The sequence below is a fragment of the Edaphobacter aggregans DSM 19364 genome (genome assembly GCF_000745965.1).
Classification (GTDB): domain Bacteria; phylum Acidobacteriota; class Terriglobia; order Terriglobales; family Acidobacteriaceae; genus Edaphobacter; species Edaphobacter aggregans.
This window is the reverse complement of the sequence record NZ_JQKI01000019.1, coordinates 39669-62282: the sequence shown is the minus strand read 5'-3', so window position 1 is coordinate 62282 and position 22614 is coordinate 39669. Positions and strand designations below refer to the sequence as shown.

General features: G+C 63.8%; 21 protein-coding genes. 15 read left to right on the top strand and 6 right to left on the bottom strand.

The genetic code is table 11. The features are described from left to right. Positions 1-6 precede the first annotated feature (6 nt). From nuoC to Q363_RS09875, 11 genes are read left to right on the top strand one after another with little or no spacing between them, the layout of a single operon-like run. The gene (nuoC, locus tag Q363_RS09925; RefSeq protein WP_035349651.1) at positions 7-1752 is read left to right on the top strand and encodes an NADH-quinone oxidoreductase subunit C/D; all 1746 of its coding nucleotides are present in this window, start codon (positions 7-9) and stop codon (positions 1750-1752) included. A gap of 21 nt (positions 1753-1773) precedes the next feature. Further along, positions 1774-2238, top strand: a complete 465-nt coding sequence (gene nuoE, locus Q363_RS09920) for an NADH-quinone oxidoreductase subunit NuoE (RefSeq protein ID WP_035349650.1) — start codon at positions 1774-1776, stop codon at positions 2236-2238. Between the two features lie 8 nt (positions 2239-2246). Then, on the top strand, positions 2247-3521 hold the full coding sequence (nuoF, locus tag Q363_RS09915) for an NADH-quinone oxidoreductase subunit NuoF (protein WP_035349649.1): 1275 nt from the start codon (positions 2247-2249) through the stop codon (positions 3519-3521). Continuing rightward, the gene (gene nuoG / locus Q363_RS09910; protein ID WP_157466712.1) at positions 3518-6232 is read left to right on the top strand and encodes an NADH-quinone oxidoreductase subunit NuoG; all 2715 of its coding nucleotides are present in this window, start codon (positions 3518-3520) and stop codon (positions 6230-6232) included. Before nuoF ends, nuoG begins: the two co-directional genes overlap by 4 nt. Beyond that, complete coding sequence (nuoH, locus tag Q363_RS09905; RefSeq protein ID WP_035349648.1) at positions 6229-7182, top strand: NADH-quinone oxidoreductase subunit NuoH; 954 nt, start codon at positions 6229-6231, stop codon at positions 7180-7182. The genes nuoG and nuoH overlap by 4 nt, the downstream gene beginning before the upstream one ends. A 13-nt stretch (positions 7183-7195) precedes the next feature. Then, the gene (gene nuoI / locus Q363_RS09900; RefSeq protein ID WP_035349647.1) at positions 7196-7711 is read left to right on the top strand and encodes an NADH-quinone oxidoreductase subunit NuoI; all 516 of its coding nucleotides are present in this window, start codon (positions 7196-7198) and stop codon (positions 7709-7711) included. A gap of 8 nt (positions 7712-7719) precedes the next feature. Then, positions 7720-8313: an NADH-quinone oxidoreductase subunit J gene (gene nuoJ, locus Q363_RS09895; protein ID WP_035349646.1), complete on the top strand. Its 594-nt coding sequence runs from the start codon at positions 7720-7722 to the stop codon at positions 8311-8313. Beyond that, entirely contained in the window at positions 8291-8536 is a 246-nt protein-coding gene (gene nuoK / locus Q363_RS09890; RefSeq protein WP_245632141.1) for an NADH-quinone oxidoreductase subunit NuoK, read from the top strand. Before nuoJ ends, nuoK begins: the two co-directional genes overlap by 23 nt. Before the next feature lies 1 nt (position 8537). After that, on the top strand, positions 8538-10412 hold the full coding sequence (gene nuoL, locus Q363_RS09885; protein ID WP_035349644.1) for an NADH-quinone oxidoreductase subunit L: 1875 nt from the start codon (positions 8538-8540) through the stop codon (positions 10410-10412). A 9-nt stretch (positions 10413-10421) separates the two neighbouring features. Next, positions 10422-11903 (top strand): NADH-quinone oxidoreductase subunit M, encoded by a 1482-nt coding sequence (nuoM, locus tag Q363_RS09880; RefSeq protein ID WP_035349643.1) that lies wholly within the window; start codon positions 10422-10424, stop codon positions 11901-11903. A 3-nt stretch (positions 11904-11906) separates the two neighbouring features. Then, positions 11907-13358 carry an NADH-quinone oxidoreductase subunit N gene (locus Q363_RS09875; protein WP_035349642.1) on the top strand — a complete coding sequence of 484 codons (1452 nt, stop codon included), beginning with the start codon at positions 11907-11909 and terminating at the stop codon, positions 13356-13358. 57 nt (positions 13359-13415) lie between these two features. On the opposite strand, the gene Q363_RS09870 is transcribed toward Q363_RS09875, so the two are convergent. After that, positions 13416-13865, bottom strand: a complete 450-nt coding sequence (locus Q363_RS09870) for a CBS domain-containing protein (protein ID WP_035349641.1) — start codon at positions 13863-13865, stop codon at positions 13416-13418. A gap of 313 nt (positions 13866-14178) precedes the next feature. Between Q363_RS09870 and Q363_RS09865 the strand changes: the two genes are divergently transcribed. From Q363_RS09865 to Q363_RS35960, 3 genes are all read left to right on the top strand, one after another. Beyond that, on the top strand, positions 14179-14838 hold the full coding sequence (locus tag Q363_RS09865; protein WP_035349640.1) for a DUF4230 domain-containing protein: 660 nt from the start codon (positions 14179-14181) through the stop codon (positions 14836-14838). 105 nt (positions 14839-14943) lie between these two features. Continuing rightward, on the top strand, positions 14944-15192 hold the full coding sequence (locus Q363_RS09860; protein WP_051978611.1) for a hypothetical protein: 249 nt from the start codon (positions 14944-14946) through the stop codon (positions 15190-15192). A gap of 146 nt (positions 15193-15338) precedes the next feature. Then, positions 15339-16199 (top strand): FkbM family methyltransferase, encoded by an 861-nt coding sequence (locus tag Q363_RS35960; protein ID WP_051978610.1) that lies wholly within the window; start codon positions 15339-15341, stop codon positions 16197-16199. Positions 16200-16399: 200 nt separating this feature from the next. Here the strand turns inward: Q363_RS35960 and Q363_RS09850 are convergent, their stop codons facing one another. Further along, positions 16400-16711, bottom strand: coding sequence for a hypothetical protein (locus Q363_RS09850; RefSeq protein ID WP_035349639.1), 312 nt, complete (start codon positions 16709-16711; stop codon positions 16400-16402). Positions 16712-16713: 2 nt separating this feature from the next. Then, positions 16714-17406, bottom strand: a complete 693-nt coding sequence (locus Q363_RS09845) for a hypothetical protein (RefSeq protein WP_035349638.1) — start codon at positions 17404-17406, stop codon at positions 16714-16716. An 11-nt stretch (positions 17407-17417) separates the two neighbouring features. Here Q363_RS09845 and Q363_RS09835 point away from each other — a divergent pair, with 11 nt between their 5' ends. Beyond that, positions 17418-19358: a ligand-binding sensor domain-containing diguanylate cyclase gene (locus Q363_RS09835; protein WP_157466710.1), complete on the top strand. Its 1941-nt coding sequence runs from the start codon at positions 17418-17420 to the stop codon at positions 19356-19358. Positions 19359-19661: 303 nt separating this feature from the next. Here the strand turns inward: Q363_RS09835 and Q363_RS09830 are convergent, their stop codons facing one another. From Q363_RS09830 to Q363_RS09820, 3 genes are all read right to left on the bottom strand, one after another. Next, complete coding sequence (locus tag Q363_RS09830) at positions 19662-20669, bottom strand: AraC family transcriptional regulator (protein ID WP_035349636.1); 1008 nt, start codon at positions 20667-20669, stop codon at positions 19662-19664. A gap of 104 nt (positions 20670-20773) precedes the next feature. Further along, entirely contained in the window at positions 20774-21835 is a 1062-nt protein-coding gene (locus Q363_RS09825; RefSeq protein ID WP_035349635.1) for an NAD(P)-dependent alcohol dehydrogenase, read from the bottom strand. Positions 21836-21925: 90 nt separating this feature from the next. Beyond that, on the bottom strand, positions 21926-22465 hold the full coding sequence (locus tag Q363_RS09820) for a DUF1579 family protein (protein WP_084080192.1): 540 nt from the start codon (positions 22463-22465) through the stop codon (positions 21926-21928). Positions 22466-22614 lie beyond the last annotated feature (149 nt).

Genomic DNA, 22614 nt, shown 5'->3' with positions numbered 1-22614 from the left:
TGCTGTATGGCAAGCGGGTTCGTCCTCGAACAGGAACTGCAACAGGAGCTGGGGGATACCGCTGCGCCTCAATCGGTTCGCGACGACATTCCGACCTTCTGGGTCGCGAAGAACAACATCCACGAGACGATCCGCTCCCTTCGCTTCAACGTCCCCCTCCCATACACGATGCTCTTCGACCTGACGGCTATCGATGAACGCGGCCGCATCCATCGCGACGATCAGCCCCCAAGCGACTTCAGCGTCGTCTATCACCTCTACTCCTACGAGCGAAACTCCTACGTCCGGCTGAAGGTCGCGCTCAGCGATGGCCAGCCTGTGCTCCCCACCATCACCGATATCTTCCCGGCCGCCAACTGGTACGAGCGCGAGGTGTGGGACATGTTCGGTGTCGTCTTCGACGGTCATCCGCATCTCGAGCGCATCCTCATGCCGCGCTCCTGGTCCGGCCATCCTCTGCGCAAAGATCACCCCGCCCGTGCCACCGAGATGGGGCCGTTCCGCCTGACCACTGAAAAGGAGGACGCCGAGCAGCAGGCCCTGCAATTCCGCCCCGAGGAGTGGGGCATGTCTCGCGAGCACGATGGCCTCGACTTCCTCTTCCTGAACGTTGGCCCGCAACACCCCGGCACCCATGGCGTTCTGCGCATCGCCCTCCAACTTGACGGCGAAGTGATCGTCGACGCCGTGCCCGACATCGGCTTCCATCATCGCGGCGCAGAGAAGATGGGCGAGCGCCAGACCTGGCACACCTACATCCCCTACACCGACCGCGTCGACTATCTTGGCGGCGTGATGAACAATCTCGCCTACCTGACCGCCGTGGAAAAGCTCGCCGGCATCACCGTGCCTCCGCGCGGGCAGATGATACGCGTGATGATGGCCGAGCTCTTTCGCATCATCAGCCACCTCGTCTGGTACGGCACCTTCGCGCAGGACCTCGGCCAGATGTCGCCGGTCTTCTACCTCTTCAACGACCGCGAACGAGCCTTCGGCATCGTCGAGGCCATCTGCGGCGCGCGTATGCATCCCAACTGGTTCCGCATCGGCGGCGTCGCGCAGGACCTGCCCAACGGATGGGACCGCATGTTCCGCGACTTCCTTGCCTATCTTCCCCCCAAGCTCGACGAATACGATCGCACCGTCCTGCGGAATAGCCTCTTCAAAGCGCGCACAAAGGGCGTCGGCGGCTGCACCATTCGCGAAGCCGTGGAGTGGGGCATGGTCGGGCCGAACCTTCGCGCCTGCGGTCTCGAGTGGGACGTCCGCAAGAAGCAGCCCTACGCCTGCTACGATCAGCTCGAATTCGATATCCCCGTCGGGTCAACCGGCGACTGCTTCGACCGCGCCGTCATCCACGTCGAGGAGATGCGTCAAAGCCTCCGCATCATCCGGCAGTGCGTCGACAACATGCCCTCCGGCCCGTGCAACGCCGACCACCCACTCACGACACCGCCGCCCAAGGCACGCACCATGCACGACATCGAGACGCTGATCCACCACTTCCTCGGCGTCAGTTGGGGCCCAGTCATCCCGCCCGGAGAGGCCATGGGCGTCATCGAGGGAACCAAGGGCAGCTACAGCTACTACCTCATCAGCGACGGTGGCACCGGCTCCTACCGGACGCGCATCCGAACGCCATCCTTCGTTCACATGCAGATGCTTCCGTTGCTCTGCCGCGGCCTGATGATTCCGGATCTCCTGGCCATCCTTGGAAGCCTGGACTACGTGCTCGCCGATATCGACCGGTGATGCGGAAAGGAACGCGAAACGATGCTGACCATCGAAGAGCGAAGCGAGATCGAGAAAAAGATGGACGACTACCCCGACCGGCAGGCCCTCTCCATCGAGGCCATGCTGATCGTTCAGCGTCGTCGCGGATGGATCTCCTCCGAGAGCCTGCACGATCTCTCGGAGCTTCTCGGTCTCTCCATCGCGAACCTCGACGGCGTAGCGACGTTCTACAACCTCATCCGGCGCAAACCCGTCGGACGCCATGTGGCGCTGCTCTGCGACAGCGTCTCCTGCTGGATCATGGGGTGCGACCGCGTGCGCGATCGTCTTTGCAGCAGCCTCAACACGCCGCTCGGAGGAACCACGGCAGACGGGCGCTTCACGCTGTTGCCCATCGTCTGCCTCGGCGCGTGCGATCACGCGCCCGCAATGATGATCGACGGCACTCTGCACGAAGACCTCGATGAGCTGCGAATCAACGAAGTCCTGGCGCAATACGAATAGGTGATTCCATGGAGACACCCCTGACGGGAAACTTTCGGGCCGACAAACAAGCGGTAAGCCTCGCCGAATACGAGAGCCGCGGAGGATACCAGGGCCTTCGCAAGGCTCTTCTCATGTCGCCCCCGGAGATCACCGAACTCATCAAGAAGTCCAACCTTCGCGGGCGGGGAGGCGCAGGATTCCCCACCGGAATGAAATGGAGTTTCGTCCCCATGGGAAAAGAAGCTCCGCACCCCAAGTATCTCGTCGCAAACGCCGACGAGATGGAGCCGGGTACGTTCAAAGACCGTGCACTGATGGAGCGTGATCCTCATCAACTGATCGAAGGCATGATCGTCGCCGCCTATGCGATCGAGGCCGACGTCGGCTACATCTTCCTGCGCGGCGAATACGAGTGCTCCAATCAGCGCCTCGCGCGCGCCATCGCCGAGGCACAGCAGCGCAACTACCTCGGCCACAACATCCTCGGCTCGGGTTACAGCTTCCACCTTCATCTCCACGCCAGCGCCGGCCGCTACATCTGCGGCGAGGAGACCGCGCTGCTCAACGCGCTCGAAGGCAAGCGCGCTCATCCCCGCACAAAGCCTCCCTTCCCCCAGGTCTCCGGACTCTTTGGCAAGCCCACCATCGTGCAGAACGTCGAGACGCTCTGCAACGTGCATCACATCGTGCTCCACGGAGCCGACTGGTTCCGAAGCCTGAGCCGCACCGAGAACGGCGGCACCAAACTCTACGGCGTCAGCGGCAAAGTCAAACGCCCGGGCCTCTGGGAGCTCCCCATGGGCACACCGATGCGCGAGATCATCGAAGACCATGCCGGCGGAATGCGCGACGGCCTGCGCCTTCGCGGTGTTCTGCCCGGCGGAGCATCGACGGACTTTCTGGTTGAGGAGCATCTCGATACCCCGATGGACTTCGACAACGTCCAAAAAGCGGGAAGCCGCTTAGGCACCGGAACCATGGTTGTGCTCGACGACCAGACCTGCCCAGTCGGCATGGTCCTCAACCTCGAACACTTCTTCGCACAGGAGTCATGCGGCTGGTGCACCCCTTGCTGGAGCGGACTGGCGTGGACCGAAAAGATCCTCGCCGCGATGGAGCAGGGCAACGGAAGCAAGCGCGATCTTGACACACTCGCCTTCCAGACAAAGTTCCTCGCGCCCGGCAACACCTTCTGCGCCTTCGCCCCCGGAGCGGTAGAGCCACTGCAGAGCGCACTCAAATACTTCGCCGAAGATTTTCAGAGGCACGTCGACGAACACCGGTGTCCCTGGAGGAGATGACCGTGGCCACGATCCATATCGACAATCAGCCCCGACAGGCCGACCCCAGGCAGAACCTTCTCCACGCCTGTCTCACTCTGGGCTACGATCTGCCGTACTTCTGCTGGCACCCTGCGCTCGGGTCCGTGGGAGCGTGTCGCCAGTGCGCCGTCAAACAGCTCCGCAACGAACAGGACACTACTGGCAAGCTCATCATGGCCTGCATGACTCCCGCCGCCGAAGGCACGCGCATCTCCATCGCCGACCCCGATGCCGTGGCCTTTCGTGCCGCCGTCATCCAGGGCCTCATGCAGAACCATCCTCACGACTGCCCCGTCTGCGACGAAGGTGGCGAGTGTCACCTGCAGGACATGACCGTCATGACCGGCCATCGCCTGCGCACCTACAGCTTCGGCAAGCGCACGTTTCGCAACCAGTATCTGGGCCCTCTGATCAATCACGAGATGAACCGCTGCATCCAGTGCCAGCGCTGCGTTCGCTACTATCGCGAGTACGCAGGAGGCGAAGACCTCAACGCGTTCAACCTGCGCGACAGCATCTTCTACGGACGCGCCGAAGACGGCGTGCTCGAAAGCGAGTTCAGCGGCAATCTCGTCGAGATCTGCCCCACAGGCGTCTTCACCGACGCCACCCTCAAGCGCCACTACGCCCGCAAATGGGACCTCCAGATGGCGCCCTCCATCTGCGTTCACTGCGGCCTGGGCTGCAACACCACCGTCGGCGAGCGCTACGGCTCGCTCCGCCGTGTCGTCAATCGCTACAACCACGAAGTGAACGGCTACTTCCTCTGCGATCGCGGACGCTTCGGCTACGAGTTCGTGGAGAGCCCTCTGCGCATCGGTCATCCGTCGATCAACGGCAACGCCGCCAGCAAAGCCGAAGCGCTCGAACGCCTCACCGCGATCCTCCGCGAAGGCAACGCAATCGGCATCGGATCGCCGCGCGCCTCACTCGAGTCGAACTTCGCGCTCCGCGCACTCGTCGGCCCCGACCGCTTCTTCGCCGGTCTCCCCGACAACGAGCTTCATCTTCTCCAATCCATGCTCCGCATCCTGCGCGAAGGTCCGGCGCGATCCCCTTCGCTCGATGAGGTCGAGCACTCCGATGCTGCACTTGTCTTGGGTGAAGATCTCACCAACACCGCACCCATCATGGCGCTGCGCCTGCGTCAGTCCGTCCGCCAGGCCCCCATGCGCATCGCCGACGGCCTTCATATCCCTGCGTGGCTCGACCACGCTGTGCGCGAGGCCGTGCAGGACGCAAAGGGTCCGCTATTCATTGCCTCGCCGTACGCCACCAAGCTCGACGCCGTCGCAACAAGCGTCTACCGCGCAGCGCCGGACGACCTCGCCCGCCTTGGCTTCGCCATCGCACACGCAATCGACCCGTCAGCGCCGCCAGTGCCCGGCCTCTCCCCCGAGCTTGAGTCGATGGCCTCCAACATCGCCAACGCCCTGCGCAGCGCACAGCGTCCGCTCGTCGTCTCCGGCGCAAGCTGCTGGAGCCAGAGCATCATCGAAGCAGCTGCACAAATCGCCTGGGCCCTCTGCAGAACAAATCATCCCGCTGCCCTCAGCTTCACGACGCCCGAGTGCAACAGCTTCGGCCTCGCACTGCTGGATCCGCAACCCATCTCAGAAGCCCTCCGCGTGATCAACGCCACTCCGCAAGCTACGCTGATCGTCCTCGAGAACGATCTCTCCCGTCGCTCTCCATCCAATAAGCTGACACCGCTGCTGCGCAACGTCAGGCACCTCATCGTGCTCGATCATCTCGCCAACCCCACCACCGAGGCAGCCGAACTCGTGCTGCCTGTCGGAACCTTCTCCGAGTCCGACGGCACGCTCGTGAGCAGCGAAGGCCGCGCGCAACGCTTCTTCCAGGTCTTTGATCCCAGCACGGACGTGCAGGCCAGCTGGCGATGGCTCCACGAAGCATCAACGGCGGCCGGCATCCACAGCCGTCTGCCGTGGGATGATCTCGACGGTCTCACCGCAACCATCGCCACAACCATCGACACGCTCCGAGCCCTCCCCAAAGTCGCCCCCGGACGCACCAGCGCCGACAAGATCGCACGCGAGCCCGGCCGCTTCAGCGGGCGCACCGCGATGCTCGCCAACATCACCGTGCACGAGCCAAAGCCGCCCGACGATCCCGACTCGGCCCTCGCCTTCTCCATGGAGTCCGGCCTGGGAACGGTCCCGCCTTCGCTCCTGCCGTTCTTCTGGGCGCCCGGATGGAACTCCGTGCAGGCCGCGAACAAGTTCCAGGTCGAGATCGGCGGACCCTTGCGCGGCGGCGATCCCGGAGTCCGCCTGATCGAGCCCACACAGAAGTCGCGCTCGCCGTACTTCACCTCCATCCCTCCCGCCTTCCAGTCGCGAGCCGGAGAATGGCTCCTCATCCCCATCTTTCACATCTTCGGCTCCGAAGAACTCAGCCGCCGCGCCCACGCAATCGCGCAGCTTCTCCCACACCGCTATCTCGCCCTGAACCCTGCGGAGGCAGCCGTAGCGGACGTAACGGAAGGCGAGCATATCAAGGTCATAATCAACAACTCCCAGTTTGAGCTGGAGGTCACGCTCCGCGCCGAGCTGCCTCACGGCCTCGCCGGCATAGCTGCCGGCATGCCGCCATTCGAAGGCACACCGCTGCCCACCGTCTGCAGGCTTGCTCCAGTCGAAGCGCTCTCGACGAGAGGTGCTCTATGAAAGCTGTCCTCTTTCCTCTCATCGTCATCGCGGTTGTGCTGTTCGTGGTGCTCAATCTCTCCGCCGGATTGATCTGGGTCGAACGGCGTCTGCTCGCGCTCTGGCAGGACCGCTACGGCCCTAACCGCGTCGGCCCCTTCGGCCTCGGGCAGATCGTCGCCGACTCCATCAAGCTCTTCACCAAAGAAGACTGGATCCCTCCCTTCGCCGACAAGGCTGTCTTCGTCCTCGCGCCCGCCATTGTCGTCGCGACCGCGCTCATCTCCTTCGCCGTCATCCCCTTCGCTCCAGGCTTCGTCATCGCCGACCTCAACATCGGCATTCTCTTCCTGCTGGCGATGTCGTCGCTCGGCGTCTACAGCGTCGTGCTCGCCGGATGGTCGTCGAACAACAAGTACGCTCTGCTCGGCGGCATCCGCGCTGCGGCACAGATGATGAGCTACGAGGTCTTCATGGGCCTCTCGCTGCTCGGCGCCGTCATCCTGGCCGGCTCCTTCCGCCTCACCGACATCGTCGAAGCACAGCGAGGCCTCTGGTTCGTCGTTCCTCAATTCCTCGGCTTCGTCCTCTTTCTCATCGCCGGAGTCGCGGAGACGCGCCGTCTGCCCTTCGATCTCGCCGAGGCCGAAAGCGAGCTGATCGCCGGCTTTCACTCCGAGTACTCCGGCATGAAGTTCGGCATGTTCTTCGTCGGCGAGTACATCGGCGTCATCCTCATCTCGGCGGCGATCTCGCTGCTCTTCTTCGGCGGCTGGCTCGGCCCTGTCCTGCCACCAGCGCTCTGGTTCGCAGCCAAAACCATGTTCTTCATCTGCATGTTCATCCTGTTTCGCGCGGCGCTTCCCCGGCCGCGTTTCGATCAACTCATGTCCTGGGGCTGGAAGGTGATGCTGCCCCTTGCCTTGGTCAACCTTCTCGTGACCGGTGCCGTCGTACTGGCGCGAAGATGAAGGGAGGCACTCTGTGCTCAGCCTCGTGCGTTCCATGTGGGAGGTCTTCCGCCACGCGTTCGCAAAGCGCGTGACGGTTCAGTATCCCGAACAAAAAGCCTATCTCGCGCCTCGATACCGCGGCCGCATCGTTCTCACACGCGACCCCGACGGTGGAGAGCGCTGCGTCGCCTGCAATCTCTGCGCCGTCGCCTGCCCCGTCGACTGCATCTCGCTCCAGTCAACCGAAGACGAGCACGGCAGACGATACCCGGAGTTCTTCCGGATCAACTTCTCCCGCTGCATCTTCTGCGGCTACTGCGAAGAGGCCTGCCCCACCTACGCCATCCAACTCACTCCCGATACCGAGATGGGCGAGTACAAGCGACAGAATCTCGTCTACGAGAAATCCGACCTGATGATCGACGGCCCGGGAAAGTACCCCGACTACAACTTCTGGCGCGTCGCCGGCGTCGCCATCGGAGGCAAGGACAAAGGACAGTCCGAAAATGAGCTTCCTCCCGTGGATAATCACAGCCTGATGCCCTGAGAGGTGCCATGACCCTGCTCTTCTATCTCGCCGGGATTCTCGCCGTCGTCGCCACGCTGCTTGCAATCACGCAACGCCACGCAGTGCACGCTCTGCTCTATCTCATCGTCTCGCTGCTCGCGGTGGCGGCAGACTTCTACGCGCTAGGCGCGCCCTTCGTCGCCGCGCTCGAGATCATGATCTACGCCGGAGCCATCATGGTTCTCTTCGTCTTCGTCGTCATGATGCTCAACCTCGCCGAACACGCCATGGAGGTGGAACGCGAGGGGCTCAAGCCGCGCAACTGGGCCGGCCCCGCTCTGCTCGCCCTTGTTCTGCTGGGAGAGCTTGCGTTCTGCGCCGCGCTCACTCCCCAATCCACCACGCCAATGACCACCGTCGGCCCAAAGCAAGTAGGCATCGCGCTCTTCGGCGACTACTGGATCGGAGTCGAGCTAGCCTCACTGCTGTTGATGGCAGGCCTCGTCGGAGCATTTCATCTTGGACGTCATGCAATCGCCAGAGAGGAGACGCAACATGCCACCAGTACCGATCGAGCACATACTGATTCTCGCAGCGATCTTGTTTCTGCTGGGTCTCGTGGGACTTCTCACGCGGCGTAATCTCATCTTCACCCTCATGAGCATCGAGATCATGCTCAACGCCAGCGGCCTTGCCTTCATCGGAGCAGGCGCGCGATGGGCGCAGCCCGACGGCCAGATCATGTTCCTCTTCATCCTCTCCATGGCAGCCGCCGAGGTCTCGGTCGGCCTCGCCTTCGTCCTCCTCTACCACAAACGGCAGCTCGCCCTCGATGTCGACGCTGCCAGCGAGTTGAGAGGCTAACATGCTCCAGCTGCTGTGGCTCATCGTCGCCATCCCCTTCGCCAGCGCCGCCGTGCTCGCACTCTTCGGCTCCTGTCTTTCGCGCCGCGCCGTCGCGCTCCTCGGCGCCGGCTCCATCGGACTCTCAGCCGCAATCACGCTGCTCGTCACCGCAGACTTCATCACCTCCCCTCCTCCCGGCGATGCCTTCACCCAGCACCTTTGGACATGGATGGACACCGGCGGCTTTCGCCCCGAGATCGCCTTCTACCTCGACTCCGTCTCGCTCATCATGCTCCTCGTCGTCAGCTTCGTCGGCTTCCTCATCCACCTCTACTCGGTCGAGTACATGCGCGACGACGAAGGCTACTCGCGCTTCTTCGCCTACATGAATCTCTTCGTCGCCTCCATGCTCACCCTCGTACTGGCGAACAATCTCCTCCTCCTCTACCTCGGCTGGGAGGGCGTCGGCCTCTGCAGCTTCCTCCTCATCGGCTTCTGGTACCGCGAGCCGCAGAACGTGCGCGCCGCCAACAAGGCCTTCATCGTCACCCGCTGTGGCGACACCGCCTTCGCTCTCGGACTCTTCCTCCTCTTCACGCACCTCGGCACGCTCGACATCCAAACGCTGATGCATCGCGCTGTCGTGCAGTGGCCTCCAGCAAGCGGCATCGCTGTAGCAGCAGCGGCACTGCTGCTCGGTGGAGCCGTCGGCAAATCCGCACAGCTTCCGCTTCAGACATGGCTACCCGACGCCATGGCCGGGCCCACGCCCACCAGCGCGCTGATCCACGCCGCCACCATGGTCACCGCGGGCGTCTATCTCATCGCCCGTACCCACACCCTCTTCGCTCTCGCGCCCTCCGTGCAGTTCGCCGTCGCCATCATCGGCACCGCGACGATGCTGATGGCGTCCTTCAGCGCGCTCGCTCAGCACGACATGAAGCGCGTCCTCGCCTACTCCACCATCAGCCAGATCGGTTACATGTTCCTCGCTCTCGGACTCGGCGCCTGGTCCGCCGCCATGTTCCATCTCATGACCCACGCCTTCTTCAAGGCTCTCCTCTTCCTCGCCGCCGGCGTCGTCATCCACGCCGTTCACGAGCAGGACCTCTATCGCATGGGCGGCCTCCGCTCCGAACTGCCGCTCGCCTTCTGGTCCTTCATCATCGGCGGCTCCGCGCTGGCGGGCCTTCCGCTCCTCACCGCCGGCTTCTTCAGCAAAGACCTCATCCTCTGGCAGTCCTGGGCCGGCCCCAACGGCAACGCATGGTTCTGGATCGCCGGCATGACCGGAGCCATGCTGACCTCGCTCTACACCTTCCGCATGATTTTGCTCGCGTTTTTTGGCCCGCAGCAGTTGCACGTCAAACAACACAGCGGCCTCGCCGTGCGCCTCTCGCTCATCGTGCTCTGCGTCCTCTCGCTCATCGGAGGATACGTGGACACGCCTCCTCACTTCGGTGGAGTGCCTGCGCTCTCCAACTTCCTCGCGAGCGTCCTTCCGCCGCTCGAAGAGGTCCACATCGGCCCCATCACCGAGACCATCACCGCGCTCTCCGCCAGCCTCGTCTTTGCCCTCGGACTCACCTTCGCCTATCTGCTCTTCGGCCCACAACGCGCCCGCATGCCCGCCCAGAACTTCATCGAGCGACTGTGGCTCGCGGGCTGGGGCTTCGATTGGCTCTACGACAAGCTCTTCGTCCGCCCGTTCCGCTGGCTCACCCACAAGATCGCCAAGGACCCCGCGGACATCCCCATCAACGGTATCGCGCAGATCACCGTCCTCGGCTACCGCACCCTGCGTCTCACGCAGACCGGCAGCCTTCGCTGGTACGCAACCGGCCTTGCCATGGGCACGGCCGCAGTTCTCGCAATCGCATTGTTCGCTCGCTGAGGTGCTTGCATGATCCTTCCAAGCCTCGTCCTGGTCCTGATCGTCGGCGGCATAGCCTCATGGATCGCCGCGCGCCGCAGCGTCGTCGTGGCGCGCTGGATCGCCGTGATCAGCACGCTTATCGACCTCGCCATCTGCCTCGGCATCTGGATGGCTCCCTCCGCCGCGCCCGCGCGCTGGCTCGTCGAATGCAACTACCCATGGATACCCCAGTTCGGCATCCATCTCCATCTCGCCGTCGACGGTCTCAGCCTCGCCCTCCTGCTCCTCACCTACTTCCTCGGCATCATGGCCGTCCTCGCCTCATGGACCGAGGTCCGCGAGCGCGTCGGCTTCTTCCACTTCAACCTGCTCTGGGTGCTCGCCGGCATCACCGGAGTCTTCCTCGCCGTCGATCTCTTCGTCTTCTACCTCTTCTGGGAGCTGATGCTCGTGCCCATGTACCTCCTAATCGCCATCTGGGGACACGAGCGCCGCATCTACGCCTCGACAAAATTCTTCCTCTTCACACAGCTGAGCGGCCTGCTCATGCTCATCGCCATCGTCACGCTCGCCATCCTCCACTACCAGTCCACCGGCATCTTCACCTTCGACTACCAACAGCTGATGCAAACCAGCCTCTCGCCCCGCACTGCGCGCCGGCTGATGCTCGGGTTCCTCATCGCCTTCGCGGTCAAGCTGCCCGCGTTCCCCTTCCACACATGGCTCCCCGACGCCCACACCGAAGCCCCCACCGCAGGCAGCGTCGTCCTCGCTGGTCTGCTCCTCAAGACCGGAGCCTATGGGATGATTCGCTTCGTCCTGCCGCTCTTCCCCGGCCCATCGCACGAGCTTGCTCCGCTCATGATGACCATCGGGGTCATCGGAATCATCTACGGCGCCGTGCTCGCCGTCGGCCAGACCGACCTCAAGCGCCTCGTCGCCTACACCAGCGTCAGCCACATGGGCTTCGTGCTCCTCGGCATCTTCGCCCAAAACCAGATCGCCCTCGAAGGAGCCGTCGTCCAGATGATCAGCCACGGAATCAGCACCGGCGCGCTCTTCATCCTCGCCGGCCTGCTTCAGGAACGCCTCCACACCCGCGAGATCTCCCAGATGGGCGGCCTGTGGGAGACCATGCCCGCACTCAGCGGCGCAGGCCTCGTCTTCGCCATGGCCTCGCTCGGCCTTCCCGGCCTCGGAGACTTCGTCGGCGAGTTCCTCGTCCTCCTCGGCACTTATCGCGTCAGCGTCCCTCTCGCCGTAGTCGCAACCCTCGGCCTCGTCTTCGCCACTCTCTACGGCTTGCGATTCGCGCAGAACGCCTTCCAGGGACCCAACCAGCATCACTGGAAGCTGCCCGACATGCGCCCGCGCGAGTGGGCCGCCCTCGGGCTCATGATGCTCCTTCTCGTCTGGATCGGCCTCTATCCACAGCCACTCCTGCGCACCGTCCGCCCCGGCCTCGCCGCCGCACAGCAGATCGAACTGCCCCAGCAGGCACGGAGGTAAACGATGAGCTCCGCCGCGCTTCTCGCATCTTCGCCGCTGCTGATCATCTCAGCGACCGCAGTTCTCCTCATGCTCGCGATCGCTGTCCGCCGCAACCACGCGGCAGCCGCCGCCATCTCCCTCGCCGGACTTCTTGCAGCACTCCTCAGCCTGCCCTTCGCGTCCTTGTCCGCCGAGCCCCAGCAGCTCACTCGCTTCCTCATCCTCGATCTCTACTCCTACCTCTACATGGCGATCCTCCTCGTCGCCGCCGCCTTCGTCCTCCTCTTCGCCTACGACTACCTCAACCGACGACAGGAGCATCGCGAAGAGTTCTACCTCCTCGCCCTCCTCGCAACCACCGGAGCCATGGTGCTCGCCGCCAGCCGAACCTTCGCCTCATTCTTCCTCGGCCTCGAGCTGCTCAGCGTCGCGCTCTACGCCCTCATCGCCTACATCCGCAGCGAACGAATCTCCATCGAGGCCGGCATCAAATACCTCGTCCTCGCCGCGTCCTCTTCCTCCATCCTTCTCTTCGGCCTCGCTCTCATCTACGCCGGATCAGGATCGATGGACCTCTCCCAGTTCACCGCCATCACGCACCCCAGCGGACAAGCGAACTCCATCCTTCTCCTCGCAGGCCTGATGCTCTCGCTCACAGGAATCGGCTTCAAACTCGCCGTCGTTCCCTTCCACCTCTGGACGCCCGACGTCTACGAGGGCGCGCCCCTGCCGGTCACCGCCTTTATCGCTACCGTCTCCAAGGGCGGCACGTTCGCTCTGCTGCTGCGCTGGCTTCACACCGAGAGCGGTGAGATCACCGGCGCCACCTACCTCGTCCTTACCATCATCGCCATCGCTTCCATGTTCGCCGGCAACCTCCTCGCCCTCCGCCAGGCCAACGTCAAACGCATCCTCGCCTACTCGTCCATCGCGCACATGGGCTACTTTCTGGTTGCGCTCATCGCCGGCGGCAGACTCGGCGTTCCGGCGGCGACCTACTACCTCACCGCGTATCTCGTCACCATCCTCGGAGCCTTCGGCACCATGACGCTTCTCTCCGGCCCGCGTTGGGAGGCCGCCTCGCTCGACCGCTACCGCGGCCTATTCTGGCAGAGACCGCTGCTCGCCGCCGCCCTCACCATCATGCTGCTCTCGCTCGCCGGAATCCCCCTCACCGCAGGCTTCCTCGGCAAGTTCTACGTCCTCACCGCAGGCGCATCGCGCTCCCAGTGGCTTCTTCTCTTCTCACTCGTCATCAGCAGCACCATCGGACTCTTCTACTATCTGCGCGTCGTCACCGCGATGGTCGCGCAGCCGGCCGAGCACGCCACCATCGGAGACTCCGACTCACTTCCCCTGCCTCTGCTGGGAACCGTAGCCCTCGCCGTCCTCACCGGCCTCGTCTTTCTTCTCGGAATCTACCCCGCGCCCCTCTGGAATCTCCTCGTGCACGCAACCCGCACCCTCGGTTGACCCACGCACACGCATCGCACAGCCCTCTCTAACGCATCAGTAGCAGAGCGCACTGCTCTAACAGGGATACTTCCCTTCAATGTAATGTTCAAGCTGCTCGATCGTCTGGTCCTGTGCAAACGAGATCCACTGCACCAGGTCTCCGATCGAGATCACTCCATGCAACTTTCCCTCGCACAATACCGGAAGATGGCGAATCCGGTTCGTCGTGATCAGCCGCATCGCCTCATCCACCGTGCACTCCGGCGGGATAGTGATCAGCGGCTCCGACATGATCTCGCTCGCCAGCGTGTCCTTCGAGGAGCGCCCCTGCAGGATCACCTTCCTGGCGTAGTCCCGCTCCGAGACCAGACCCTTGAACTCCTCGCCGTCCATGACGACCAGACAACCCACGTCCTTGTCCGCCATCATCTTCATTGCGTCGTAGACGGTCGCATTCGAGGGAACAGACCAGACATCCGTACCCTTCTTGCGCAGAATGAACAACACCGGATCGAAGACTCGCATAGCACCTCCTGGCACGCAACTGCGCCCATCGAGTGGCATTCAGAAGGAAGGACGAGGCAGGCGCGCCGCACGCAGTAGCTGCGTGCCGGCTCTGTGCGCGGCGCTCTCTGCCAGAGACCCAGAAACCGGCAGTCTGCCCGCACAACCCTATGAACCAGACCGTCACTCGGTCCCACATCATACGCTCAAAGCGAATTCTTCCGCTAACCACCCGCACACATTTTTTCCACGCAGAATCCCACCAGCAACACTGAGAGACGCAGCCCCGAAGGCCTTATCCTTTGGTGTCGCCTGAAGTACCATCCAACCAGCCATGATCACGCAATACAACACGCGCCGCAGGTCCTCGGCCTCCTTCCTCGCCTTCCTGCTCGCCCTGCTCCTCGGAGCCGCGGCCCTGGCCGTCTTCCTACGTCACGCCACGACCGGATTCATGGCCCGCCTCGCCGATCGCATCGTAGGACGCACCACCACCTACGACACCTCCGTCCCCGCCGTCGTCCAGCGCATCCAGCGCCTCAGCCGCCTTGAGACCGTCGTCTACTCGCTCGACACCATCGTCGAGGGCTCCCGATCCAGCGAAGTCCTTCCCGACCTCCTCGCCGGCGACCGCATCCTCCTCGTCGTCCACGGACAGGCCATCGCCGGAGTCGATCTCTCCCTGCTTAAGCCCGAGGACGTCCGCATCACCGAGACCAGCGACGGCGCGCGCTCAATCCGCGTCACCCTGCCCCCCTCCCAGCTCTTCCTCACCGCGCTCGACAACCAGCACACCCGCGTCTACGCCCGCTCCACCGGAATCCTCGTCCCGGTCGACCAGAACCTCGAGTCCGAGACCCGTGCCAAGGCCGAGCAGCAGCTCCGGCAGACCGCCCTCAGCGACGGAATCCTCGACGCCGCCGCCAAAAACGCCCGCGCCACCATCACCACCCTCCTCTATAGCCTTGGCTTCCAGAAGGTTGACGTCACCTAACCCCTCCACTTCTAATTCCCGTTTCCGTAATCCCCTGAAAGTCTTCGCCCCTCCCCCCCGCCGTGTTATCAGCCAGCCGTGCCCAACCTGAGCTATCATCCTTGCATGAAGTCCGATGTCACTGAAGATGTCGCAACCTCTGCCCTGAACACACTTCCCTTTCCGGAGGGCGAGGAAGAATCGACCCTGCTCAAGACCGTCGGCTGGGTCTCGGCCGGCCTGGGAGCCGTCGCCCTTGGCCTGTTCATCGGCCGCGAGCTTCGCCAGCGGTATAAGTTCAATCGACGTACCCCGTACGACTTCTACTCCCACTCCGGCGATGAGCAGGGAGTCGACTTCGGCCTCGGCATCTGAACGCCCTCGGCCGATCTTCCTTGATCGCTGATCCCTTCTGTTTCCTGCCTGATGCAGCTCTCCCCTGCTTTCCAATTGCGCACGATCGCTCCACCGTATAAGTTTGACAATTCAAGCACGGCAACTCACTGAACCCTGGAGATCCAATGAATCTTCAATCCGAGACCGTCGAAATCCTCAATTCCACTCCCATTGGCCGCCGCCTGCGCCAGGCGATTCGTCCCGCCGTGCACCTCGTACGCCGCATCGCGCATCCCGGCGTTCCCCCTAATCTGCAGCTCTCCCGCCTCACGTGCGCCAGCAAGACCGTCGCCATCCTCCATCGCCGCACCTTCGCCGACTACACCGCCATCCGCCAGTGCTTCGTCGACGGCCAGTACGACCTCCCCAACGGAGCCCACGGAGCCTTCCTCAACGACCTCTACCAGCGGATCCTCTCCTCCGGACGCAAGCCGCTCATCGTCGACTGCGGCTCCAACATCGGAGCCAGCGTTCTCTGGTTCAATACACGTTATCCCGACGCCCATATCCTCGCCATCGAACCCGCGCCGGACAACTTCGACCTTCTCCGTCAGAACTGTGCCCGGCTCGACGCAGACCTGCGCCAGGCCGGAATCGCCGCCGAGGACGGCTTCGCCTATCTCTCCGACCCGGGCGAAGGCAGCCTCGCCTATCGCACCATTCCCGCCGGCCCTGGGGCCGAGCTCTCCATGGTCTCCCTCTCCACGCTTCTCGCCGCCAAGCCCTCCACCGCCTACGTCCCCTTCCTCCTCAAGCTCGACATCGAGGGCGCCGAAAAGAACCTCTTCGACGGCGATTGCGCGACCATCAATCAGTTCCCCCTCATCATCATGGAGCCCCACGACTGGCTCCTCCCGGGCCAGCTCACCTCACTCGGCTTCTTCCGCTTCCACGCCGCCGCAGGCCGCGAGCTCGTCGTCAACCACGAAAACATCGCCTCCATCGCCTGCCACGCCCCCTCGGGAAACGCGTACCTCCCGGGTTAACCTTTGGCTCACGATGAGTTAGCCCCCTACCCGCAACCCCGCACGCTTCGTCTAACTTAAAGAAACACCAAAGCCTCCAAGCCATGCCGCCGGACCTCGCCGTCCGTCGCGGAGTTCGTGTCATCGAGGCAATGTGCGGGTGATCTCCGTTGAGCAGCCAGCCTGTACGCAAGCCAGGAAGTTGGTCGCCGTCCCTGTCCTCACCCGGCAGGCGCCTCCTCACGAACCTCGCAGCCTCCCTGCTCGCACTCACCGTTGCATCCGCCTCCGTCCCCGCCCAGCAGTTCACCTTCCAGCACTACGGCCAGGACGAAGGCCTCCGCAACCTCGACGTCTTCTCCCTCGTCGAAGACAACGCCGGTCTCCTCTGGCTCGCCACCGAAAACGGCCTCTTCCGCTACGACGGCTCCGCCTTCCACCGTTTCGGACCCCAGGACGGACTCGGCGAATCGCTCGTCCTCCAGCTCTACCAGGACGCCTGCGGCCGCATCTGGGTCGTTACCAACGATCACCTCTACTTCTTCAACGGAACCGGCTTCACCGCCGCTCCCACCGGCCAGGACCCCATGCAGTTCGGTGTCGGCCAGCGCATCGCCTCGCTCGACCCCGGCCACCTCCTCTTCCTCGCGCGCGGCTCGCTCATGCTCCTCCGCCAAACCGGCATCCAGACCGGAACCCGCAACGGCCAGCTGGAATGGACCGCCACTCCCTTCTTCAGCGCCTCGCAGCTCGCCGCCCACCCCGAACTCGCCCAGCTCCACAGCATCTTCGTCTCCCCCAACCCCAGCTCGGACCCCTCCCTCTGCTCGGTTGCGACCAGTCCATCTGCCGCATCCGCGAGCCACTCCGCCAGCCATCGCAGGTCGAGATCTTCTCCGTCCGCCAGAACCTCCCCGCCGAGCCCTGGATTCACCTCTTCGAAGACTCGCGCGGCACCCTCTGGACGCGCAGCGCACAGAACATCCGCACCCTCGCGCGCGGCGACTCCTCCTTCCGCGACCGCAACATCCACTCCCCCGACGCATCCCAGGACGACCTCACCCCCTACAGCGGCTCCGGCCTGCTCGCCTTCGCCGAAGACCCCCAGGGCCGCATCCTCACCCAGACCAACCGAGGCATCGCCCGCTGGGAGGGCTCCTCCTGGCTCGTCTTCGACGCCTCCAACGGCATCGACTTCAAGGACGTCAGCACCATCCTCTTCGATCATCGCGGCACCCCTTGGTTCTCCACCCGCGGCCACGGCGTCTACCGCTGGCTCGGCTACGACCAGGTCGCCAACTGGACTGTCAACGAGGGCCTCCGCGACGACGTCGTCTGGCCCATCTTCCGCGACTCCCGCAACCGCATCTGGATCGCCGACCAGTTCCAGGTCTCGCAGCTCGACGAAGCCACCCGCCGCATCGCCGCCCCCCGAGCCTTCGAGGCCACCCCTATCCTCCACGGCACCGCACCGACCCTGCCGTCGAGCGCATCACCTTCCGAGCCCAACTCCCCGACATCGCCCGCTCCTTCACCGACTCCCGGCACCGCATCTGGATCCTCTCCCGCGAGGGCCTCGACGTCATCCGCACCCCCGACTCCCCCTCCATCGAAAAGCTCACCGACCCCATCATCTCGTCCGACGCCTTCGCCGACGCCGCCGAATCCCCCCGCAGCCACGACCTCTGGTTCCTCGCCGACAACCACCTCTACCGCCTCTCCAACGCCACCAATCGCTTCACCGAGATCGCCCTCGACCCCGCCGCCATCCGCGGCCAGATGCGCAACATCGCCGCCGCCTCCGACGACACCCTCTGGATCGGCGGCGGCCTCCAGTCCCTGCTTCATCTCCGTGTCGAAGGCGACCGCGCCACCATCCTCGACTCCGTCACCACTCCCGACCTCGTCTCCACCAACGCGCAGATCGTTCGCCTCGACGCCCGCGGCTGGCTCTGGGTTGGAACCGACGTCGGTATCAACGTCTACGACGGCAAACACTGGCGCCTGCTCACCCGCCGCGACGGCATCCTCTCCAACGACACCGACGAGGGCGCCTTCCTCGCCGACCGCGACGGCTCCGTCTGGATCGGAGTCAACGGCGCAGCTGTCCACCTCCTCCACCCCGAGCAGCTCTTCTCCACCGCCCCCCTCGATCTCCGCATCACCTCCGCCACTCTCGGCGACCGCGCCCTCTCCCTCACGTCCACCACCCTCACGCGCTGGCACGACGACGGGCTCGACCTCTCCTTCACCTCGCTCAACCTCGACCGCGAGGGCGCCATCCGCTACCGCTACCGCCTCACCGGCCTGGAGTCCTCCTGGGGCGAGACCGCCTCCCGCTCCCTCCACTACTCCGCCGTTCCCCCCGGCGACTACCGCTTCGAGCTCCAGGCCATAGACCCCGACCAGCAGAAGCAATCACCCGTTGTCTCCTTCACCTTCACCATCCGCCCGCCCTGGTGGCGCACCCGTCCCTTCTACCTTCTGCTCGCAATCCTCTCCTTCCTCGGCTCCATCCTCCTCTGGAACTGGCGCGAGCGCCGCCTCATCCGCCGGCAGCGCCTGCTGCGTCAACTCGTTGCCCAGCGAACCCGCGAACTCGAGGCCGAAAAGGCCGAGCTCGTCGCCGCCCGCGAGGCCCTCCGCCGGCAGGCCACGCGCGACGCCCTCACCGGCCTCTGGAACCGGCCCGCCATCCTCGACATCCTCATCCGCGAGATGGACCGCGCCCACCGCGAAGGCAAACCACTCGCCCTCGTCCTCGCCGACATCGACCACTTCAAGCAGATCAACGACACCTACGGCCACCTCGCCGGCGACGCCATCCTCCGCGAAGCCGCCACCCGCATGCTCGACAACATCCGCCCCTACGACTTCCTCGGCCGCTACGGCGGCGAAGAGTTCCTCATCGTCCTCCCCGGCCTCCCCGAGCAGGACCCCCACAACCGTCTCGAGCAGCTCCTCCGAGCCATCTCCACCAAACCCTTCCTCCTCGAAGACCGCACCGTCCGCCTCACCTCCAGCTTCGGTGCCGCATGGCTCAACCCCACCATCGCCGACGTCGAAGACCTCGTCCGCCGCGCCGACGAAGCCCTCTACCAGGCCAAAGCCCAGGGCCGCGACCGCATCGTCTTCTACGAAGCCCCCTGCAAAGATTCACATACAATCGCCGGCGACTGATCTGCATCCCCTCGACCCGCAAAAAAATCTGTCATCCCGAGCGAAGCGCAGCGGGGCTGAACAAAATCTGTCATCGTGAGCGAAGCGCAGCGGAGTCGAAGGACCCGCATTTTGCGGCCGCGCCAAATCGCGGCCGGGTGCCCCACATCTCGATTTTGAGATGTGGGTTCATTCGAGCGAAGCTCGAACCGCCTCGGGGTACGCCAAGCCTTCAGGCTTGGCCCGCTCATGCAGGCAAAAAAAGGGAGGCTTTCAGCCCCTGGGGCACGCCTCTCTTAATTGAGAACGAAGACCCTGCTCGACTTACGAAGCCATCCGCTCCCGCCGAGCCTCCCGCCAATGCGCCGGAGGAACCCCCTCCCACCCGCGAAACGCCCTCACAAACGAGCTCGAGTCTTCATACCCCAACAGATAAGCCGTCTCGTTCAGCTCCAGCGGCGAGTACGCCAGATAGTGCCGCGCCAGCTCATGCCGAGCCTCCTCCAGCATCTGCTGAAAGCTCCTCCCGCTCTCCTGCAGCCGCCGCTGCAACGTCCGCGCGCTCATCCTTAGCTCGCGAGCCACCTCCAGCATCTTCGGCCTTCGCCCCGTCAGCCTGCGCTGAATCGCCGCCCGCACCTGCTCCGGAAAGCTCTCCTGCCCCCTCTGCCGCTTCAGCTCCTCATCCAGCTGCGGAGCCAGCATCGCCAGCAGATCCGCATTGCGCGTCACAAACCTCCGCTCCACGTCCTCCGCGCGAAACACCAGCGCATTCCGGCTCGCCCCCATCACCACCTCGCAGCCAAAGTGCCTCTCCAGCACCTTCGCGTTTGCCCGCCGCTGCACCACCTCCACCCGCACCGGCGAGATCCGCTCCCCCGTGCCATGCCGCGCCAGCGAAAGCACCCACGCAAAGCAGAAATCCACCAGAATCTCCGGCTCCGGCTCCTCCGCCAGCAGCCATCGGAACTGTATGCTCCACTCCCCGTCGCTCGTCTCCGTCAGAATCTCCTCCGGACACGTCGTCTCCTTATACCGTCCCACCTGCCGCACCGCCTCGCCGAAGCTCTCCGCCGAGAGCGCCGCCAGCCCCACCGGATCGTACTTCTCCGGCCTGCTCTCCGTGCCCAACAACAGGCCGATCGCCGGATCCCGGCTCACCTCGCCGATCCCCCGCCACAGCGCAAACAGCTCCTCGGTCGTCACCAGCACCTTCGTCTGGTCGAACAGCCCTGCCGGCAGACCGGCACGCCGCAGCACCTCCGGCACGCGAACCCCGGACTCCTTCAGCTTCGCAATAATCCGATTCGGAACCCGGAAGTGCTTACTCATCGCTCGTGACATCCCCATACAAAACTCTTGCGGCACGGCCCGAAGCCGTGCCGCAAGTCCCATCTATCCAGATGCGGCTCCTGCCGCCGAGGTCTCGACCTTTCTTACGCCTCGGCCTTCAGGCTGGCCATGTCGATCACGAACCGGTACTTCACGTCGCTCTTCAGCAGCCGCTCATACGCCTCGTTCACCTTCTGGATCGGAATCAGCTCGATGTCCGACGTGATCCCCTTCTCACCACAGAAGTCCAGCATCTCCTGCGTCTCCTTCAGCCCGCCGATCGGCGAGCCCGAAAGGCTCTTGCGCCCGAACAGCAGGTTGAACGCCGCCACCTGCACCGGCTTCTCCGGAGCCCCCACCAGCGTCAGGTTGCCATCGCGCTTCAGCAGCTGCAGATACGCATTGATGTCGTGGTCCGCCGAAACCGCATCCAGGATGAAGTCGAAGCTTCCGATATGCTTCTTCATCTCATCCGCGTTCTTCGAAATCACGACCTCATTCGCACACAGCCGCAGCGCATCGTCCTTCTTGTTCGGCGAAGTCGTAAACACCACCACGTGCGCTCCCATCGCATGGGCAAGCTTCACGCCCATGTGCCCCAATCCGCCCAGTCCGACGATCCCCACCTTCTTGCCCGGCCCCACTCCCCAGTGCCTGAGCGGCGAGTACGTCGTAATCCCCGCGCAGAGCAGCGGAGCCACGCCCGCCAGGTTCAGGTTGCCCGGAACCTTCAGCACAAACTTCTCGCGAACGACAATGCTCTCCGAGTAGCCCCCATACGTCACGCCACCCAGATGCTTGTCCGGAGCGTTGTACGTCAGCGTGAAGTTCGGGCAGAACTGCTCCAGGCCCTCCTTGCAATCCGGACAGGTGCCGTCGGAGTCCACCAGGCAGCCCACAGCCGCAAGGTCGCCCACCTTGAACTTCGTCACCTTCGAGCCCACCTTCGTTACCCGGCCCACAATCTCGTGACCCGGCACGCAGGGATACACCGTCGCAAACACCTCCTTCCACTCGTTCCGCACCTGATGCAGGTCCGAATGACAGATGCCGCAGTACAGAATCTCGATCTGCACATCCTCGGGGGTTGGATCGCGCCGCGCGATCGTAGAAGAAGCAAGCGGCGATGTAGGACTGGCAGCGGAGTAAGCTTTCGCGTTCGGCATGGGCTCTACTCTAGACCTCCGGTGGAGCTGCCTGATAGTCAAAACACGCCAATCCATATGCAAAACACGCCACAGAACTAAGCCCTTTCCTCACTTTACCTTCGTCGCCTTCCCCTCCATCACCGTGCTCCACGTGCTTCCATCCTGCGACACCTCGAACTTGAAGCTATGCGACGTCGGCGACTGGATCACCACCGTGAAACGTCCCTTCATCCTCTGCGGGCCCATCTTCGTGTCGCCAAGCCATGTCCATGTATCACCCTCAACCGTGCCCGTCGAGTGGACGGTCTCACCCATGCTGTTGAACTCGTCATACGTGTACACCTTCTTGTCCGTGTCGTAGCCCATGAAGGCCGTAGCCGACCCCGCGCCCATCCCTGCAGCCTCAAACTTCGAGTGGTTCACCAGGAAGAAGTTGCCCGCCATCCATCCCCACGTGTCGCTTCCCGAGATCTTGCCTCCCGGTCCCATCGGACCCGGTTTCATCTCTCCCTCCACCTTCCAGCTCCCAACGAAGGAGTCAAGTTTCTTCAGTTCCAGAGCAGGCTTCGGCGTCTCCTGGGCCAGCGCCGAAGCCGTGAAGCCGGCCAGAACTGCCGACAGCACCACACGGACGAATAGTCGTCTCATATCCGCACCTCACTCTAAAAAAACGGGTCCCTGTGGCCGAGGACTGGCATCATAGGCCCGTCAAAACAACAGCGTCAATCAGAGCGAGGTGCAGCGCAAGCCCAAGTCACCGGATGTACAAACACGCCACCCCCTGGCCTCAGCTCTAC

Coding starts and splice junctions, on each gene's coding strand:
- nuoC (WP_035349651.1), top strand. CDS start 7: ATGGCAAGCGGGTTCGTCCTCGAACAGGAACTGCAACAGGAGCTGGGG.
- nuoE (WP_035349650.1), top strand. CDS start 1,774: ATGCTGACCATCGAAGAGCGAAGCGAGATCGAGAAAAAGATGGACGAC.
- nuoF (WP_035349649.1), top strand. CDS start 2,247: ATGGAGACACCCCTGACGGGAAACTTTCGGGCCGACAAACAAGCGGTA.
- nuoG (WP_157466712.1), top strand. CDS start 3,518: ATGACCGTGGCCACGATCCATATCGACAATCAGCCCCGACAGGCCGAC.
- nuoH (WP_035349648.1), top strand. CDS start 6,229: ATGAAAGCTGTCCTCTTTCCTCTCATCGTCATCGCGGTTGTGCTGTTC.
- nuoJ (WP_035349646.1), top strand. CDS start 7,720: ATGACCCTGCTCTTCTATCTCGCCGGGATTCTCGCCGTCGTCGCCACG.
- nuoL (WP_035349644.1), top strand. CDS start 8,538: ATGCTCCAGCTGCTGTGGCTCATCGTCGCCATCCCCTTCGCCAGCGCC.
- nuoM (WP_035349643.1), top strand. CDS start 10,422: ATGATCCTTCCAAGCCTCGTCCTGGTCCTGATCGTCGGCGGCATAGCC.
- Q363_RS09875 (WP_035349642.1), top strand. CDS start 11,907: ATGAGCTCCGCCGCGCTTCTCGCATCTTCGCCGCTGCTGATCATCTCA.
- Q363_RS09870 (WP_035349641.1), bottom strand. CDS start 13,865: ATGCGAGTCTTCGATCCGGTGTTGTTCATTCTGCGCAAGAAGGGTACG.
- Q363_RS09865 (WP_035349640.1), top strand. CDS start 14,179: ATGATCACGCAATACAACACGCGCCGCAGGTCCTCGGCCTCCTTCCTC.
- Q363_RS09860 (WP_051978611.1), top strand. CDS start 14,944: ATGAAGTCCGATGTCACTGAAGATGTCGCAACCTCTGCCCTGAACACA.
- Q363_RS35960 (WP_051978610.1), top strand. CDS start 15,339: ATGAATCTTCAATCCGAGACCGTCGAAATCCTCAATTCCACTCCCATT.
- Q363_RS09845 (WP_035349638.1), bottom strand. CDS start 17,406: ATGATCGAAGAGGATGGTGCTGACGTCCTTGAAGTCGATGCCGTTGGA.
- Q363_RS09830 (WP_035349636.1), bottom strand. CDS start 20,669: ATGAGTAAGCACTTCCGGGTTCCGAATCGGATTATTGCGAAGCTGAAG.
- Q363_RS09825 (WP_035349635.1), bottom strand. CDS start 21,835: ATGCCGAACGCGAAAGCTTACTCCGCTGCCAGTCCTACATCGCCGCTT.
- Q363_RS09820 (WP_084080192.1), bottom strand. CDS start 22,465: ATGAGACGACTATTCGTCCGTGTGGTGCTGTCGGCAGTTCTGGCCGGC.